Source organism: Citreimonas salinaria, assembly GCF_900107235.1.
GTDB classification, from domain to species: domain Bacteria; phylum Pseudomonadota; class Alphaproteobacteria; order Rhodobacterales; family Rhodobacteraceae; genus Citreimonas; species Citreimonas salinaria.
In genome coordinates this window covers 91,733-108,971 of the sequence record NZ_FNPF01000003.1, presented here as the reverse complement: position 1 = coordinate 108,971, position 17,239 = coordinate 91,733, and the positions used below count along the sequence as shown (strand labels likewise).

Genomic DNA, 17,239 nt, shown 5'->3' with positions numbered 1-17,239 from the left:
AGGTGAAGGGCAAGAACGGGCAGGGGTCGATCCCGGCGCTGGGGGCGATGTCGGGCACCTCGCTGGACGGGGTCGACGCGGCGATGGTGGTCACCGACGGAAACCGGATCGAGTCCTTCGGAAAGACCGGCTACCGCGCCTACTCCCCCGCCGAACGCGAGATCCTGCGGGCGGCGCTCGGCCGTTGGCATGATGACGACGTGGCGCAGGCGGCCGACACGGTGCAGGCCGCCCACGCGGCGCTTCTGGGCGAATTCGAGGACGCGGAGCTTGTCGGGTTCCACGGTCAGACGCTCGCGCACGAGCCGCGCGGCCGCGGCACGCACCAGATTGGCGACGGCGAAGCCCTCGCCCGCGCGCTGGGAGTGCCGGTGGTGTGGGATTTCCGCGCGGCCGACGTGGCGATGGGTGGCGAGGGTGCGCCGCTGGCGCCGTTCTTCCACCACGCCTGCGCGCGTCACATCGGCGCGAAGCGGCCGCTCGCGTTCCTGAACCTCGGCGGGGTCGGCAACCTGACCTGGGTCGACCCGCGCATCGAGGCGCCCGAGGCCGAAGGCGCGCTGCTGGCCTTCGACACCGGGCCGGCGGAGCCGATCAACGACCTGGTGGGCCAGCGCCTCGGCCTCGACTGCGACCGCGACGGCGCGCTGGCGCGGCAGGGCCGCGTGCTCGACGGCGCGTTGGAGCTTTTCCTGGCCGAGAGCTACTTTTCCCGCATGCCGCCCAAGTCGCTCGATCGCGACGACTTTTCCGTGATGCTCGACCTCGTGCGCGGGCTGAGCGATGCCGACGCCGCGGCGACGATGACGGCGATGGCCGCCGCGTCGGTGATGCGCGGGATGGAACATTGCCCGCAGCCGCCCGAACGCGTTCTGGTGACCGGAGGCGGCCGGCTCAACCCGGTGATGATGCGGATGCTGGGCGCCTGTCTCGACTGCCCGGTCGAGCCGGTGGAGGCCGTGGATCTCGACGGAGACATGCTCGAGGCGCAGGCCTTCGCGTATCTCGCCGTGCGCGTGGCGCGCGGCCTGCCGACATCGGCGCCATCGACGACCGGCGTTCCGGCGCCGGTGGGTGGTGGACAGATCAGCCGTCCCTGACGCTGCGCCCCGCCGGCGCGGTCTGGCTGCTGCGGTCCTGAACTTACCCGCCGGTGTGGCTCATGTGGCGCGACACGCGCCCGTCGACGGACTGACGGGAATAGTCGAAATCGTGGCCCTTCGGCTTGCGCGCGATGGCGCCCCGGATGGCCTGCTCCAGCGGTGCGTCGCTGTCGGGATGGTTGCGCAGGGCCGAACGCAGGTCGGCGTTGTCTTCCTGACCCAGGCACATGAACAGTTCGCCGGTGCAGGTCAGTCGCACCCGGTTGCAGCTTTCGCAGAAATTGTGCGTCAGCGGCGTGATGAAGCCGATCTTCTGGCCGGTCTCCTCCAGCCGGACGTAGCGCGCCGGCCCTCCGGTGCGCTCGGGCAGGTCGGTCAGGGTGTAGTGTCCGCCCAGCGTGGCGCGCAGGTCGTCCAGCTTCCAGTACTGGCCCAGCCGGTCCTCGTTGCCGATATCACCCATCGGCATGACCTCGATCCAGGTCAGGTCCATGTCGCGCTCGGCGCAGAACTCGGTCATCGAGACCAGCTCGTCCTCGTTGAAGCCCTTCAGTGCCACCGCGTTGATCTTGACCCGCAGCCCGGCCTTCTGCGCCGCATCCAGACCCTTGAGCACCTGCGGCAGGCGGCCCCAGCGGGTCACGTCGGCGAACTTCTTCTCGTCCAGCGTATCGAGCGACACGTTCACGCGCCGAACGCCGGCGGCGTAGAGAGCATCGGCGAAGCGCGCCAGCTGCGAGCCGTTCGTCGTCAGCGTCAGCTCCTTAAGCGCGCCGCTGTCGAGGTGCCGCGTCATGCGCTGGAAGAAGGTCATGATGTCGCGCCGCACCAGCGGCTCTCCGCCGGTGATGCGCAGCTTTTCCACGCCAAGGCCAACGAAGGTCGAGCACATCCGGTCGAGCTCCTCGAGCGTCAGAAGCTCTTTCTTCGGCAGGAACTGCATGTTCTCGGACATGCAGTAGACGCAGCGAAAATCGCAGCGGTCGGTGACGGAGACGCGCAGATACGAGATCGGGCGCTGGAACGGGTCGATCAACGGGATGCTCATGGTCCACAGATAAAGGCCGGGGGGCTGTGGGGCAAGTGCCGCGGCAACGACCGTCGTGGGTGGAAAGCGCCGCACCGGCGATTGCCACCGGTGTGCCGCGCGCATAGCATGGCGCCATGATACGATTTGTCACCCTTCTCCCCCTCGCGCTGGCGCTGTCCGCCTGCGCCCAGGTCGAACGCCTGACCGGTGGCCCGGCCCAGAGCGAAACCGCAGGCGCCGACGCGCCCGCGGCCGTCCAGACCGCCGCTGCGCCGCGCACCCCGCCACCACCGGCCGGTGCCGCGACGCCCGAGCAGTTCGACACCTCGACCGAGGTCGATCGCGCCGCCGCGACCGAGGCGCCCTCGGGCGGCGAGACGCGGCTTGGCGAAACCGTGGTGTCGCTGGGCGACGTGGCGCGCACGGGCTTCTGGCTGGAGACGCCGCTGGTCAGCATCGAGACCGAGGGCCGGGTCGAAACCGCCGGAGGTGCTTCGGCCAAGGTCACGCTGGAGCCGGCCGAGGAGGGCGCGGGCAGCCGGATCTCTTTGGCCGCGATGCGGTTGCTCGAGATACCGCTGACCGATCTGCCGACGCTGACGGTATACTCGATCGAGTAGGGTGCGGCTGGGCCGCGCCGCTTATTCGACCGTGACCGACTTCGCCAGGTTGCGCGGCTGGTCCACGTCGGTGCCCTTGGCGACCGCCGCGTGGTAGGCCAGAAGCTGCGCCGGCAGGGCGTATAGCAGCGGGGTCAGGCGCGGGTCGACGTCGGGCATGACGATGGTCCGCCAAGCGTCGTCACCCGCCTCGGCCGCGCCGGCGGCGTCGGTGATGAGGACCACCGGGCCGCCGCGGGCGATGACCTCCTGCATGTTCGAGACCGTCTTCTCGAACAGGTGGTCGCGCGGCGCCATGACCACGACCGGCACCGCATGGTCGATCAGCGCGATGGGGCCGTGCTTGAGTTCTCCGCTCGCATAGGCCTCGGCATGGATGTAGCTGATTTCCTTCAGTTTCAGCGCACCTTCCAACGCCAGCGGGAACATCAGCCCGCGGCCCAGGAACAACACGTCATGCGCGTCGGCTAGGTCCTCGGCCGTTTCGCGAATGATGTCGTCGCGCCCCAGCGCCGCGTTGAACACGCCGGGCAGCCGCCGCAACTCGTCCAGCAGCGTCGCGACTTCGGAATTGCTCATCTTTCCGCGAGCTTCGGCCGCGCGTAGGGCCAGCAACAGCAGCACGTTGAGCTGGCACGTGAACGCCTTGGTCGAGGCGACGCCGATCTCGGTGCCTGCATGGATCGGCAACGCCAGATCGCTTTCCCGCGCGATGGACGAGCTTTCCACGTTCACCACCGACAGGATGCTGTCGGCGCGCCCCGTGCAGTGGCGCAGCGCGGCGAGTGTGTCCGCGGTCTCGCCCGACTGGCTGACGAACAGCGCCACGGTGCCCTTCGAGATCGGCGGCTCGCGGTAGCGGAATTCCGACGCGATATCGACCTCGACCGGGATTCCGGCCAGCTGCTCGAACCAGTATTTCGCGGTGACGCAGGCATAGTAGGCGGTGCCGCAGGCGACCATGACCATGCGCTCGACCTTGTCGAAGTCGATTCCCGGCTCGGGAAGCACGATGCCGTCGTCCGACAGGTAGGCCTGCAGCGCGTTGGCGAGTACCACAGGCTGCTCGGCGATCTCCTTGGCCATGAAGTGCTTGTGCCCGCCCTTGTCGACGCGGGCGGCGTCCATGCGAATCTTCTGCGGCTCGCGCGAGACCTGCGCGCCGCTCTCGTCGCGGATCTCGACGCCGTCGCGGGTCAGGATCGCGCGGTCGCCTTCTTCGAGATAGGTGATCGTGTCGGTCAGGGGCGCAAGCGCGATCGCATCCGAGCCGAGAAACATCTCGCCCTCGCCGTGGCCGATGGCAAGCGGGCTGCCCTTGCGCGCGCCGATCATCAGGTCGGGGTGACCGTCGAACAGGAAGACCAGCGCGAAGGCGCCCTTGAGTTCGTCGATCGTGGCCATCGCGGCCTCGACGGGGTCCTTCCCGGCCGCCACGTGCCGCTGCGCCAGCAGCGCCACGGTCTCGGTGTCGGTGTCGGTTTCGGGGGCGTAGCCGTCGGCCGCAAGGCTGTCGCGCAGCGCCTTGTAATTCTCGATGATGCCGTTGTGGACCACGGCGACCGAGCCGGCCCGATGCGGGTGCGCGTTGCGTTCGGTCGGGGCGCCGTGGGTGGCCCAGCGGGTGTGGCCGATTCCGGACTTGCCCGGCAGCGGGTCGTGCACCAGCGCGTCGGACAGGTTCACCAACTTGCCCACGGCGCGGCGGCGGTCGAGCTTGCCGTCGCGCAGCGTCGCGATTCCGGCGCTGTCATAGCCGCGGTATTCGAGCCGCCGCAACGCCTCCACCAGGGCGGGAGCGACCTCGTGCCGTCCCAGGATTCCGACGATGCCGCACATGGACTAGTCCTTTCCGCCGCGCGCCTTCCTGGCCCGCAGCATGCTGAAATGTTTCTCTGCAAATCCTGGTTTTGTCACCTGCCGCGCCCGCGCCAGCGCCAGCGCGCCGGCGGGCACGTCCTCGGTGATCGTCGAGCCCGAGCCCGTCATCGCGCCGTCGCCCAGCGTGACCGGCGCCACCAGCATCGTGTCCGAGCCGATGAAGACGTCGCTTCCGATCACGGTACGATGCTTGAAGACGCCGTCGTAGTTGCAGGTGACAGTCCCGGCGCCCACGTTGGTGCGTGCGCCAATCTCGGCGTCGCCGATGTAGGACAGGTGGTTGACCTTCACGCCCTCGGCCAGCTGGGCATTCTTGATTTCGACGAAGTTGCCCACGCGGACATCCTCGGCCAGCTCGGCGCCGGGGCGCAGGCGGGCATAGGGGCCGACGACGGCGCCGCGGCTGACGTGGCAGCCTTCGAGGTGCGAAAAGGCGCGGATCACCGCGCCGGTCTCGACCGTCACGTGCGGGCCGAAGACCACGTTGGGCTCGATCACCACGTCGCGGCCGACCACCGTGTCCCAGGCCAGCATGACCGCGTCGGGCGCCTGCAGCGTCACCCCGTCATCCAGCAGCTGCGCACGGGCCCGCGTTTGGAACGCCGCTTCGGCGCGGGCGAGGTCGGCGCGCGAATTGACGCCCATCGTCTCGGCCTCGTCGCAGCGCACGACGCCCGCGGACAGCCCGCGCGAACGCGCGATCTGCACCACGTCGGTCAGATAGAACTCGCCGCTGGCGTTGTCGTCCGATACCGCGTCGATCAGCGACATCAGTGTCGCCGCATCCGCCGCCAGGACCCCGGAATTGCACAGGGTGATGGCGCGCTCGGCCTCGGTCGCGTCCTTGAACTCGACGATCCGCTCCAGCGCGTCGCCGTCGCCCACCAACCGTCCGTAGCGCGCAGGATTGCCGGCTTCGAAACCCAGGACCACCACATCGTGATCGGCCCGCGCGCGGGCCATCCGCTCCAGCGTCTCCTCGCCGATGAACGGCGTGTCGCCATAAAGCACGATCGCGTCGCCGGCGAAGCCCGCCAGCGCGTCCTTCGCCTGCACCACCGCGTGGGCCGTGCCGCGCTGTTCGGCCTGAATGACCACATGCGCATCGGGTGCATACTCCTGCGCCGAGGCGGTCACGGCCTCGGCCTCATGTCCGGCGACGACGATGATGCGTTCCGGGTCCAGCGCTATGCCGCCGCGCAGCGCGTGCCACAGCAGCGGCGCGTGTGCCACCTCGTGCAGGACCTTCGCGCGGTCGGACATCATGCGCGTGCCTTTGCCGGCGGCCAGGACGATCAGGGCGGTGCTCATGCGCTATTCCGGTTTGTGTTCGCTTGGCGCCCGTTTTACCTGTCGCAAGTCCAAGAGCAAGGTGGCCCCCTCACGCCGCGTTGCAGCATATGACAGGAGAGCGCATGCGCTGCGTGATTTTCGACCTCGACGGCACGCTGGCCGACACATCTGGCGATCTGGTGGCCGCGGCGAATGCCTGTTTCGAAGGCATGGGCGTCGACGCGCGGCTAGATGCGGCGACGGATGCCGCGATCGCGCTGCGCGGCGGTCGCCCCATGCTGACCGAGGGGCTGGCGCGCAATGGCCGCGTGGATGCCGCCTTGGTCGAGGCCTGGTATCCCCGCTTGCTGGAGAATTACGGCGAGGCGCTGCACGTGCACACCGAGATGTATCCCGGCGCCATCGAGACGATCGAGGGGCTGCGCCGCGCCGGCTACGCGGTGGGAGTGTGCACCAACAAGCCCTTCGCGCTGGCGCAGACGCTGCTGACCAGCCTCGGGGTACGTGACCTGTTCGGCTCGCTCATCGGGGCCGACACGCTGCCGGTGCGCAAGCCCGATCCCGCGCCGTTCTGGGCCGCGGTCGACGGCGCGGGCGGCGGGCGCGGCACGGCGCTGCTGGTGGGCGACACCGATACCGACCGCGACACCGCCACCGCCGCCGGGGTGCCGTGCGTTCTGGTCGGGTTCGTCGGCGGGACGGCGCCGATGCACGCGCTGAGCCCCGAGGCCGTGATCGAGCGGTTCGAGGACCTTCCGCCCGCGGTCACGCGCCTCATCGGCTAGGGCCCGACACGTTGAAGGCCTGGGCCGAATGGCCCGAGCCTGAAGTTTTCTCTGCTCCGAGTGCATTTCCACGGAGATCCGAAGCATCGGGGCAACGCCCCCTTCGCCGTCAGCGCTTAGAATGTCACCCGGCCGTGGTCACCGGCATCCGGGGTGTGGGTCGAGACATTCGACTTCGCCACCTCGTACAGGAAGCTGGCCGAGCCGTCATTGGCCCAGATTTCGGCCTCGTGCGGGCTGAACTTCACCAGCCGCACGGCATGGTCCTTGCGTCCATGCGGGAACCAGGCGGCGGCAAAGGCATTCCACAGCTCGTCCAGCTTTTCCTCGTTGGTGTGTTCGTCGACCTTGCCCCAGACGTTGGCATAGAGCCCGGCCTTGGGGTCGGCGACGTGGAAGCTGGCCTCGCCGCCCGATTTCGACGCGCGATCGGCAGCCGTGCCGGCGGCGGTGATGAACCAGATCGCGTTGGCTTCGGGGTCGACCTGCGGGGTCATCGGGATCGGGCGTTCGCCATCGGCGGCCAGCAGGCCGGCCTGAACGTTGCCCATGCGTTTCCAGAATGTCTCTTTGAGCGCGGTCATGTCGTCTCCTCCATGCGTAGCGTTGCGTTTGGCTGCCCAACGCGAGACGGTGCGCCCCCGTTCCGATCTGCGCCGCAGCAGTGTTCAGCCGACGCTTGACCGGGGGCACGCCCGCGCGTAGTATTTGAACGAGCGTTCAATAAGCCGGACCAGCGTGGGGAGGCGCCTCGGCCAATGTTCATGCAATCGATGACTTTCGACCTTGGCGAAGACGTCAACGCCCTGCGCGACATGGTGCACCGCTGGGCGCAGGAGCGCCTCAAGCCGATGTCGGCGCAGATCGACACCGATAACGACTTTCCGTCCGAGTTGTGGACCGAGATGGGCGAGCTTGGCCTGCACGGCATAACCGTCGAGGAGGAATTCGGCGGCGCGGGCATGGGATATCTCGCCCACACCGTCGCCATCGAGGAGGTGGCCCGCGCCAGCGCGTCCGTCTCGTTGTCCTACGGCGCGCATTCCAACCTGTGCACCAACCAGATCCGCCTGAACGGCAACGACGAGCAGCGCCGCAAGTACCTGCCGGGCCTCATCTCGGGTGAACACGTGGGCGCGCTGGCCATGTCCGAGGCCGGCGCCGGCTCGGACGTGGTGTCGATGAAGCTGACGGCCGAAAAGCGCAACGATCATTACCGGCTGAACGGCACCAAGTACTGGATCACCAACGGCCCCGACGCCGACACGCTGGTGGTCTACGCCAAGACCGACCCCAACGCTGGACCCAAGGGCATCACCGCCTTCCTGGTCGAGAAGTCGATGAAGGGTTTCAGCACCTCGCCGCATTTCGACAAGCTGGGGATGCGCGGCTCGAACACCGCCGAGTTGATCTTCGACGATTGCGAGGTTCCGTTCGAGAACGTGCTGGGCGAGGAAGGGCGCGGCGTGAAGGTGCTGATGTCCGGCCTCGACTACGAACGCGTCGTTCTGGCCGGCATCGGCCTCGGCATCATGGCCGCCTGCCTGGACGAGATCATGCCCTACATGGCCGAGCGCAAGCAGTTCGGCCAGCCCATCGGCTCGTTCCAGCTGATGCAGGGCAAGATGGCGGACATGTACACCGCGATGAACTCGGCCCGTGCCTATGTCTACGAGGTCGCGCGCGCCTGCGACCGCGGCACCGTGACCCGGCAGGACGCGGCCGCCTGCTGCCTGTATGCTTCCGAACAGGCGATGGTGCAGGCGCACCAGGCGGTGCAGGCGATGGGCGGCGCGGGTTTCATGGCCGACGCACCGGTCGCACGGCTGTTCCGCGACGCGAAGCTGATGGAGATCGGCGCCGGCACGTCCGAAATCCGGCGCATGCTGATCGGCCGCGAATTGCTGGCCTCGGTCGCCTGAGGGGCATGCCGCGATGGGTCTGGTTCCTGCCGCTTGCCCTGATCGTCTCGCTCGCCGCGCTGCAGGCGTTCCGGCTGGGCTGGCTGGCGGCCAACCTGACCGAGGGCGACGCGATCCTGGCCTATGTCGAGCGTTACGTCGCCCTGGCTGGCCCGCAGGCCCGCGCGGCGGATTGCGTGGCTGTGCCGGGGCAGGGTGGCTGGGTCTGGATCACGGTGATCTGCGCGCCGCCGGACGGCCCGGGCTGGCGGTTCGACGTGAACCGTCTGGGCGGATTGGTGGGCATGACCGGCCCGGACGAAGCGCCGCGCGCGCCCGGCGGCGCGCCGCGCACATGACATTGTCTCCGAAGCCCTTTCCGGGTCCCCTGCCATGTTGAAAGCCGCCCTTGCCGTCTTCTGCCTTGCCGCCGCGACCGTACCTGCCGCCGCGCAGGACCTGGTCTTTTCGCCGCAGGCCACGGACGACTGCTTTGCCGCGGGCGGCCTGGGCGACACGTGCATCGGCGCCAGCGCACAGGCCTGCATGGTCGAGAACCAGGGCGGCTATTCCACCGTCGCCATGGGCTTCTGCTTCGACAGCGAGCTTCAATACTGGGACGAGGCGCTCAACACTGCCTACGGCGCGTTGCGCGACAGGCTTGCCACTCTCGACGCCGAGAACGCCCAGCTTGGCGCGCCCGTGCCTTCCTCGGTCGAGGCGCTGCGCGAGATGCAGCGCGCCTGGATCACCTATCGCGACCGGCGCTGCGACTACGAGCGCAGCCTGTGGGGCGGCGGCACCGGCGGCGGTCCGGCGCAGCTGGCGTGCCTCATGTCGCAGACTGCGCAGCAGGCGCTGTATCTCGAAGAACAGCTCGGAGCCGAATGATGCTGAAGCCGGCCCGATCATACGATTCGCAGCGGGCGGATTTCGCGTGGGACCTGCCGTCGCGGCTCAACATGGCGGTGCAGGCCTGCGACGACCGCGCTAAGTCCGAGCCTGACCGCCTCGCGCTGATCGACCTGTCGGGCGGCGCGCGCGTGGACTGGAGCTACGCCGATCTCGCGCATCTGTCGCGCCGGGTGCAGGCGGCGCTGGTGGCGCGCGGCGTGGCTGCGGGCGACACGGTGGGCGTTCTGCTGTCGCAGTCGCCGCTGTGCCTGGCCGCGCATCTGGCCGCGTGGCGGCTGGGCGCGATCTCGGTGCCGCTGTTCGTGCTGTTCCGCGACGACGCGCTGCGCTCGCGACTGGGTGACGCGGGCGCCAAGGTCACCGTCACCGACGACGAGGGCGCCGCGCGCGTATCGGGGCTGGGCCATGCGGCGCTGACTGCCGCCGACCTGCCCGACGCACCCGATGAGAGCCCGGCGGTCGAGACCGGGCCGGAAACGCCCGCCTGCCTGATCTACACCTCGGGTACCACGGGGGCACCAAAGGGCGCGCTGCACGGCCACCGGATGCTGACCGGTCACCTGCCGGGCGTCGAGATGAGCCACGACTTCCTCGGCCAGCCGGGCGATGTGCTGTGGACACCGGCGGACTGGGCCTGGATCGGCGGGCTGTTCGACGTGGCGATGCCGGGCCTCGCGCTCGGCGTGCGGGTCGTGGCCGCCCGCATGGCGCGCTTCGACGTCGACGAGTGCCTGAAGATCATCCGCGAAGCCTCGGTCCGGAACATATTCTTCCCGCCGACCGCCCTGCGGATGCTGAAGGCGGCGGACGCGTCTCTTCCCGGCCTGCGCAGCGTCGCCAGCGGCGGCGAGCCGCTGGGTGCCGAGATGCTGGCCTGGGGTCGCGAAGCGTTCGGGGTGACGATAAACGAGTTCTACGGCCAGACCGAATGCAACATGGTCGCCAGCGCCTGCGCCGCGCTGTTCGATCCACGCCCCGGCGCGATCGGCCGCGCGGTACCGGGCTTCGACGTGGCCGTGATCGACGCCGAGGGCAATCCGACCGACGGCGAGGGCGACATCGCCATCCGCCGTGGCGCCGCGTCGATGATGCTGGAATACCGCGGCAAGCCCGCCGAGACCGCCGCGAAGTTCCGCGGCGACTGGCTGGTGACCGGCGACCGCGGCACGATCGAGGACGGCTTCATCCGCTTCCGCGGCCGCGAGGATGACGTGATCACCAGCGCCGGCTACCGCATCGGCCCGTCCGAGATCGAGGATTGCCTGATGGCGCATCCCGACGTGGCCAACGTGGGCGTGGTGGGCAAGCCCGACGCGCTGCGCACCGAGATCGTGAAGGCCTATGTCGTCCCGCGCACGGGCAGCACGCCCGACGCCGACGCGCTGAAGGCATGGGTGAAGGATCGGCTCGCAACCTATTCTTGCCCAAGGGAAATCGCTTTTCTGGAAGTGCTGCCGATGACGGTGACTGGCAAGGTCATCCGCCGCGAACTGAAGGCTCGGGCAGCCGCCGAAACCTCACCTGACACGGAAGGCAAGACATGAAGATCGCCTCGCAAATCCTGACCGGGTCAGAGGATTTCGCCCGCAACCGCGCCGCGCACATGGACGCTCTGCACGAGATCCAGCAAGCGGCCGCGCAAGCCGCCGAGGGCGGCGGTGCCAAGGCCCGTCAGCGGCACCTTGACCGCGGAAAGATGCTGCCGCGCGAGCGTGTGGCAAACCTGCTCGACGCGGGCACGCCCTTCCTCGAGATCGGCGCGACGGCGGCGCATGGCCTCTACGACGGGGCCGCGCCAGCAGCCGGTGTCATCGCGGGCATCGGTCTGGTTCAGGGCCGGCAGGTCATGGTGGTGTGCAACGACGCCACCGTGAAGGGCGGCACCTACTACCCGATGAGCGTGAAGAAGCACCTGCGCGCGCAGGAGATCGCCGAGGAAAACCGCCTGCCGTGCCTCTACCTGGTCGACAGCGGCGGCGCCAACCTGCCGAACCAGGACGAGGTCTTTCCCGATCGCGACCATTTCGGCCGCATCTTCTACAACCAGGCGCGCATGTCGGCGAAGGGCATCGCGCAGATCGCCGTGGTCATGGGCTCCTGCACCGCCGGGGGCGCCTACGTGCCGGCGATGTCCGACGTCACCATCATCGTCAAGGAGCAGGGCACCATCTTCCTCGCCGGCCCGCCGCTGGTGAAGGCCGCAACCGGAGAGGTGGTCAGTGCCGAAGATCTCGGCGGTGGCGACGTGCACACGCGCCTGTCCGGCGTGGCCGACTACCTTGCCGAGGACGACGCGCACGCGCTGGCGCTGGCGCGACGCGCGGTAGGCTCGCTCGGCCCCGACCGCAGCGCGGTGGTCGATCTGCAATCGCCGGAAGCGCCCGCCTACGACCCCGACGAGATCTTGGGCGTCGTGCCCGACCGCCTGACGACACCTTACGACATCCGCGAGGTCATCGCCCGCATCGTCGACGGCTCGCGTCTGGACGAGTTTAAGCCCCGCTTCGGCGAGACCCTGGTGACCGGCTTTGCCCATGTCGAGGGCATGCCCGTCGGCATCATCGCCAACAACGGCGTGCTGTTCAGCGAAAGCGCCCAGAAGGGCGCGCATTTCGTCGAACTGTGCAGCCAGCGGCGCATCCCGCTGGTCTTCCTGCAGAACATCACCGGCTTCATGGTCGGCCGGAAATATGAGAACGAGGGCATCGCGCGCCACGGCGCCAAGATGGTGACCGCGGTCGCCACGACCAGCGTGCCCAAGATCACGCTTCTGGTCGGCGGCAGCTTCGGCGCGGGCAATTACGGCATGTCCGGACGCGCCTACCAGCCGCGCTTCCTGTGGACTTGGCCCAACAGCCGGATCAGCGTCATGGGCGGCCCGCAGGCGGCGGGGGTGCTGGCGACCGTGAAACGCGACGCGATCGAACGCGCGGGCGGCAGCTGGTCCGAGGAGGACGAGGCCGAGTTCAAGCGCCCGACGATCGAGATGTTCGAGCGCCAGTCGCACCCGCTCTATGCCTCGGCCCGGCTGTGGGACGACGGCATCGTGGACCCGCGCAAGTCGCGCGCGGTTCTGGCGCTGAGCCTGCGCGCCGCGCTGAACGCGCCCATCGAGGAGACGCGCTTTGGCGTGTTCCGGATGTAGCGCCGGCCCCGTGCCGGCACGAAGGATTTCAAGGGGCGCAAGGCCCGGAGGACGCGCATGTTCGACACCATCCTGATCGCCAACCGCGGCGAGATTGCCTGCCGGGTCATCCGCACCGCGCGGGCCATGGGCGTGACCACCGTCGCCGTCCATTCCGACGTGGACGCGGGCGCCGCGCACGTGGCCATGGGCGACCGCGCCGTCAGCCTGGGCGGCGCGTCTCCGGCTGAAAGCTACCTGCGCGGCGAGGCGATCATCGAGGCCGCGCTGGCCACCGGCGCGCAGGCGATCCATCCCGGCTACGGCTTCCTGTCGGAGAACCCCGATTTTGTCGAGGCGGTCGAGGCGACGGGGCTGGTGTTCATCGGTCCCTCGGCGTCCGCGATCCGCAAGATGGGCCTGAAGGACGCCGCCAAGCGCCTGATGGAAGAGGCCGGCGTGCCGGTCGTGCCGGGCTACCTCGGCGACGATCAGGATGCCGGGACGCTGGCGGCCGAGGCCGCGACGATCGGCTATCCGGTGCTGATCAAGGCCGTCGCCGGCGGCGGCGGCAAGGGCATGCGGCTGGTCGAGCGCGAGGGCGATTTCGCCGACGCGCTGAAATCCGCCAAGGGCGAGGCGCGCACCGCCTTCGGCAACGACGCAGTGCTGATCGAGAAGTTCGTCACCCGACCGCGCCACATCGAGGTGCAGGTCTTCGGCGACGGGACGCGCGCCGTCCACCTGTTCGAGCGCGACTGCTCGCTTCAGCGCCGCCACCAGAAGGTGATCGAGGAAGCGCCCGCGCCCGGCATGACGCCCGAGATGCGCACTGCGATGGGCGACGCCGCGGTGCGCGCGGCCGAGGCGATCGGATATGCCGGCGCGGGCACGATCGAGTTCATCGTCGACGGATCACGTGGTCTACGCCCCGACGGGTTCTGGTTCATGGAGATGAACACCCGCCTGCAGGTGGAACACCCGGTGACCGAGGCGATCACCGGCGTGGACCTGGTCGAATGGCAGTTGCGCGTCGCCGCAGGCGAGCCGCTGCCCGCGCGGCAGGAGGACCTGTCGATCTCCGGCCACGCCTTCGAGGCGCGGCTGTATGCCGAGGACGTGCCGGCGGGCTTCCTGCCCGCGACCGGCCGGCTGTCGCACTTGGAATTTCCCGCCGACGCCCGCTGCGACAGCGGCGTGCGCGGCGGCGACGTGATCAGCCCGCATTACGACCCGATGATCGCAAAGATCATCACCCACGGCCCGACCCGCGCCATCGCGCTGCGCAAGCTGTCGCGCGCGCTGGCGGGGACGCAGGTCGCCGGCACCGTCACCAATCTCGCCTTCCTGTCGCGGCTGGCGGCGCATCCGGGCTTTGCCGCCGGTGAGGTCGATACCGGGCTGATCGCGCGCGATCTCGACGCGCTGACAGCCTTGGATGCGGCCCATCAGCGAGTGGTCGCGCGCGCGGCGCTGGCGGCGGCGGGTCTGGATGGCGACAATGGCTGGGATGCCGGGTTCACCCTGTGGCAGCCGCTCGCGCGGCGCATCACCCTGTCCACCGGCGGCACCGAGATCGACTGCACCCTGCGCGTCGGCGGCCCGCATTCGGTCGAGATCGCGCTGCCCGAGGCGACCTCGCTTGCCGAGCGCCGCGGCGGCATCTGGCGCATCGATGGCGAGCCCGCAGCACCCGTGCACGCAGAGCGCGGCCGGGTGACGGTCTTCGCGGCGCCCGCGGTCGCTTTCGACGTGATCGACCCGCTGGAACGCGCGGCGGCGGCCGCGACGGGCGACTCGCTGACGCTGGCGCCGATGCCCGGCCGCGTCGTGTCGGTGGCGGTCGAGGCCGGGCAGAACGTGGTCGAAGGCCAGCGGCTTGTGGTGCTCGAGGCCATGAAGATGGAGCACGCCATGACCGCTTGGCGCGACGGCACGGTGGCCGAGGTTCTGGTCACCGAAGGCGCACAGGTCGAGGCGGGCGCGCCGCTGATCCGGCTGGAAGAGGTGGAGGAGACTGCGTGACGCTCACCCTGCATCACGTGCAGTACGGCCGGTCCTTTCGCGTGCTCTGGCTGACCGAGGAGATCGGCGTCGACCGCTTCGGCGGGCTGGACGTGGTGGAATACCGCATCGGCACCGCGGGCATGCGCGAGGGCGCGCTGCCGCGCGTCTCGCCAGCCATGCGCATCCCGGCGATCGAGCATGACGGGTTGGAGATGAGCGAGTCCGGAGCGATCGTGCAGCACCTGGTCGAAACTCACGCACCGCAGCTTGGCCGCGCGCCCGGCGATGCGGAACGGCCTGCCTACCTGCAATGGATCCACTACGCCGAGACGCAGGCCAGCCTGATCGAGCAGTTGAACCTGATGATGGTCTTTCTCCGCCCGCCGGCGAAACCGCCCGCGACAGTGGTCAAGCTGACGGTGGCGCGGTTGCGCCAGACCCTGCGCGGGATGGAGGAGCGGCTGGCCGGCGACTGGCTGCTGCCGTCGGGATTCTCGGCCGCCGACATCATGATGGGCTTCAACCTGTTCGCGGCGCCCTACTACGTGAAGATGGATGAATTCCCGCGCCTGCTGGCCTACAAGGCCCGCATGGAGGCGCGCGATGCCCATCGCCGCGCGGTCGGCCGCGAAGGCCCGCAGCGGTTCTACGACCGCGACTTCTATCCTGTGCCCGAAGCCTGAGAGAGGACGCCATGACCGGACCCGTCGAGATCTTCGAGGTCGGCCCGCGCGACGGGCTGCAGAACGAGACGCGCGCGATTCCCACCGCTGACAAGGTGGCGCTGGTCGACATCCTGTCCAGCGCGGGCTTCCGCCGGATCGAATGCGCCAGCTTCGTCAGTCCGAAATGGGTGCCGCAGATGGCGGATTCGGCCGAGGTACTGGCCGGCATCCGCCGCGCGCCGGGCGTGTCCTACGCCGCGCTGACGCCGAACATGAAGGGTCTGGAGCGCGCCATCGCGGCGCGGGCGGACGAGGTGTCGGTCTTCGGCTCGGCCTCGGAAGGGTTCTCGCGCGCGAACATCAACGCCAGCATTGCCGAAAGCCTCGAACGCTTCGCACCCGTGGCGGCGGCGGCGCGCGAGGCCGGGTTGCCGGTGCGCGGCTACGTGTCCTGCGTCTGCGACTGTCCCTTCGACGGCGCGGTGGCGCCCGAGGCGGTGGCGCGGGTCGCGGCGGCCCTGCGCGACATGGGCTGCTACGAGATCAGCCTCGGCGACACGATCGGGCAGGCGACGCCCGAGGCGGTAGATGCCATGCTGGCCGCGGTTCTAAAGGAGTTGCCGGCCGAAAAGCTGGCGGGGCATTTCCACGACACCGCAGGACGCGCCCTCGACAATGTCGAGGCGGCGCTGGCGCGGGGCCTGCGGGTGTTCGACGCCGCCGTGGGCGGTCTCGGCGGCTGTCCCTACGCGCCCGGCGCGGCCGGCAACGTGGCGACCGAGGCGGTGCATGACCGCCTGACCGCGCTTGGCTACGACACCGGGCTGGACGGGGCGTTGCTGTCCCGCGCCGCCACGATGGCGTGCGCCATGCGGCCACCGCGCGAAACCATCCAGCAGGAGGCAGGACGATGACCGGACTGATCGACGTGGCGCGCGACGCACGCGGCGTGACCACAATAACGCTCAACCGGCCCGACAAGCACAACGCCCTGTCGGCCGAGATGCTGACCGAGCTCGAGGGCGTGGCCCAAGCCGTGGCCGAGGATGCCGAGACGCGCGTCGTCGTGCTGACCGCCGAAGGACGCAGCTTTTGCGCCGGCGGCGACCTCGCCTGGATGCGCGAGCAGTTCGGCATGGACACCCGTACGCGGCGGCGCGAATCCAAGCGCATCGCCAGCGCGCTCGGGGCGCTCTACGCGCTGCCGCAGCCGCTGATTGGGCGGGTGCAGGGCAACGCTTTCGGCGGCGGTGTCGGGCTGCTCTCGGTCTGCGACGTCGTCATCGCGGTCGACGGCGCGCGCTTCGGCCTGACCGAGACGAAGCTGGGCCTGATCCCGGCGAACATCGGCCCCTACGTGATCGCGCGCATGGGCGCCACGCGCGCGCAGGAGGTTTTCATGTCCGCGCGCCTGTTCGACGCGGCCGAGGCCGTTCGCCTGAACCTGCTGACGCGTGTTGTGCCGGCCGACGCGCTTGACGACGCGGTCGCGGCCGAGGTGACGCCCTACCTGTCCTGCGCGCCGGGCGCGGTGCGCGAGGCCAAGCGGCTATTGCGCGATCTCGCCGGCGAGGTCCGCGGCTCGGACGTCGAGATGGCGATCGACGCGCTGGCCCTGCGATGGGAGACAGCCGAGGCGCATGAAGGCGTGGCGGCGTTCCTTGAAAAACGGCGCGCGCCGTGGGACGACGCGGCGGAATGAAGCGGCGGCATGATCCCGCAAAGGGGCGGTCGACGCTGCGTCAGGCGTGACGTCTGCGCGGCGCAGCCAATTGTCGCAAGGCCTCGGAAAGGCCAACATTCTGAAATGGTGGGATATTCGCCCGCGGCCTTGTATTCGCGCCCGGTTGACCCTTTGATCCGCCAGGAGTAAAGCCACATCTGCAAGGTGCGTCGCGGGACGCCGCGCGCCCGG

Annotated in this window: 16 protein-coding genes; 12 read left to right on the top strand and 4 right to left on the bottom strand. The window is 69.4% G+C overall.

Features of this window, described 5'->3' with window-relative positions; genetic code table 11:
- The first annotated feature begins 47 nt into the window (after nucleotides 1-47).
- Nucleotides 48-1,100: an anhydro-N-acetylmuramic acid kinase gene (locus BLW27_RS04770; RefSeq protein WP_245710792.1), complete on the top strand. Its 1,053-nt coding sequence runs from the start codon at nucleotides 48-50 to the stop codon at nucleotides 1,098-1,100.
- Between the two features lie 43 nt (nucleotides 1,101-1,143).
- Here the strand turns inward: BLW27_RS04770 and moaA are convergent, their stop codons facing one another.
- Nucleotides 1,144-2,151, bottom strand: coding sequence for a GTP 3',8-cyclase MoaA (gene moaA / locus BLW27_RS04765; RefSeq protein ID WP_089880059.1), 1,008 nt, complete (start codon nucleotides 2,149-2,151; stop codon nucleotides 1,144-1,146).
- Between the two features lie 116 nt (nucleotides 2,152-2,267).
- Between moaA and BLW27_RS04760 the strand changes: the two genes are divergently transcribed.
- Nucleotides 2,268-2,753 carry a hypothetical protein gene (locus BLW27_RS04760; protein WP_342708042.1) on the top strand — a complete coding sequence of 162 codons (486 nt, stop codon included), beginning with the start codon at nucleotides 2,268-2,270 and terminating at the stop codon, nucleotides 2,751-2,753.
- A 21-nt stretch (nucleotides 2,754-2,774) separates the two neighbouring features.
- Here the strand turns inward: BLW27_RS04760 and glmS are convergent, their stop codons facing one another.
- Nucleotides 2,775-4,592, bottom strand: coding sequence for a glutamine--fructose-6-phosphate transaminase (isomerizing) (gene glmS / locus BLW27_RS04755; RefSeq protein ID WP_089880057.1), 1,818 nt, complete (start codon nucleotides 4,590-4,592; stop codon nucleotides 2,775-2,777).
- Between the two features lie 3 nt (nucleotides 4,593-4,595).
- Nucleotides 4,596-5,945, bottom strand: coding sequence for a bifunctional UDP-N-acetylglucosamine diphosphorylase/glucosamine-1-phosphate N-acetyltransferase GlmU (gene glmU / locus BLW27_RS04750; RefSeq protein WP_089880055.1), 1,350 nt, complete (start codon nucleotides 5,943-5,945; stop codon nucleotides 4,596-4,598).
- Nucleotides 5,946-6,049: 104 nt separating this feature from the next.
- Between glmU and BLW27_RS04745 the strand changes: the two genes are divergently transcribed.
- Nucleotides 6,050-6,712, top strand: a complete 663-nt coding sequence (locus tag BLW27_RS04745) for an HAD-IA family hydrolase (protein WP_089880052.1) — start codon at nucleotides 6,050-6,052, stop codon at nucleotides 6,710-6,712.
- A 116-nt stretch (nucleotides 6,713-6,828) separates the two neighbouring features.
- Here the strand turns inward: BLW27_RS04745 and BLW27_RS04740 are convergent, their stop codons facing one another.
- Nucleotides 6,829-7,296, bottom strand: coding sequence for a pyridoxamine 5'-phosphate oxidase family protein (locus BLW27_RS04740; protein ID WP_089880049.1), 468 nt, complete (start codon nucleotides 7,294-7,296; stop codon nucleotides 6,829-6,831).
- 174 nt (nucleotides 7,297-7,470) lie between these two features.
- Between BLW27_RS04740 and BLW27_RS04735 the strand changes: the two genes are divergently transcribed.
- Genes BLW27_RS04735 through BLW27_RS04695 form a run of 9 tightly spaced genes read left to right on the top strand, consistent with a single transcriptional unit; the run spans nucleotide 7,471 to nucleotide 17,026 of the window.
- Nucleotides 7,471-8,634 carry an isovaleryl-CoA dehydrogenase gene (locus tag BLW27_RS04735; protein ID WP_089880046.1) on the top strand — a complete coding sequence of 388 codons (1,164 nt, stop codon included), beginning with the start codon at nucleotides 7,471-7,473 and terminating at the stop codon, nucleotides 8,632-8,634.
- Nucleotides 8,635-8,639: 5 nt separating this feature from the next.
- On the top strand, nucleotides 8,640-8,972 hold the full coding sequence (locus BLW27_RS04730) for a hypothetical protein (protein ID WP_089880043.1): 333 nt from the start codon (nucleotides 8,640-8,642) through the stop codon (nucleotides 8,970-8,972).
- A gap of 34 nt (nucleotides 8,973-9,006) precedes the next feature.
- On the top strand, nucleotides 9,007-9,504 hold the full coding sequence (locus tag BLW27_RS04725; RefSeq protein ID WP_089880040.1) for a lysozyme inhibitor LprI family protein: 498 nt from the start codon (nucleotides 9,007-9,009) through the stop codon (nucleotides 9,502-9,504).
- Entirely contained in the window at nucleotides 9,504-11,072 is a 1,569-nt protein-coding gene (locus BLW27_RS04720; protein ID WP_089880748.1) for an AMP-binding protein, read from the top strand. The genes BLW27_RS04725 and BLW27_RS04720 overlap by 1 nt, the downstream gene beginning before the upstream one ends.
- Complete coding sequence (locus BLW27_RS04715; protein WP_089880038.1) at nucleotides 11,069-12,673, top strand: carboxyl transferase domain-containing protein; 1,605 nt, start codon at nucleotides 11,069-11,071, stop codon at nucleotides 12,671-12,673. The genes BLW27_RS04720 and BLW27_RS04715 overlap by 4 nt, the downstream gene beginning before the upstream one ends.
- A 57-nt stretch (nucleotides 12,674-12,730) precedes the next feature.
- On the top strand, nucleotides 12,731-14,677 hold the full coding sequence (locus BLW27_RS04710; RefSeq protein ID WP_089880036.1) for an acetyl/propionyl/methylcrotonyl-CoA carboxylase subunit alpha: 1,947 nt from the start codon (nucleotides 12,731-12,733) through the stop codon (nucleotides 14,675-14,677).
- Complete coding sequence (locus tag BLW27_RS04705; protein ID WP_177177821.1) at nucleotides 14,674-15,342, top strand: glutathione S-transferase family protein; 669 nt, start codon at nucleotides 14,674-14,676, stop codon at nucleotides 15,340-15,342. The genes BLW27_RS04710 and BLW27_RS04705 overlap by 4 nt, the downstream gene beginning before the upstream one ends.
- A gap of 11 nt (nucleotides 15,343-15,353) precedes the next feature.
- Nucleotides 15,354-16,238 (top strand): hydroxymethylglutaryl-CoA lyase, encoded by an 885-nt coding sequence (locus BLW27_RS04700; RefSeq protein ID WP_089880032.1) that lies wholly within the window; start codon nucleotides 15,354-15,356, stop codon nucleotides 16,236-16,238.
- A complete protein-coding gene (locus BLW27_RS04695; RefSeq protein ID WP_089880030.1) occupies nucleotides 16,235-17,026 on the top strand; it encodes a crotonase/enoyl-CoA hydratase family protein in 792 nt (263 codons plus the stop codon). The genes BLW27_RS04700 and BLW27_RS04695 overlap by 4 nt, the downstream gene beginning before the upstream one ends.
- Nucleotides 17,027-17,239: the final 213 nt, after the last annotated feature.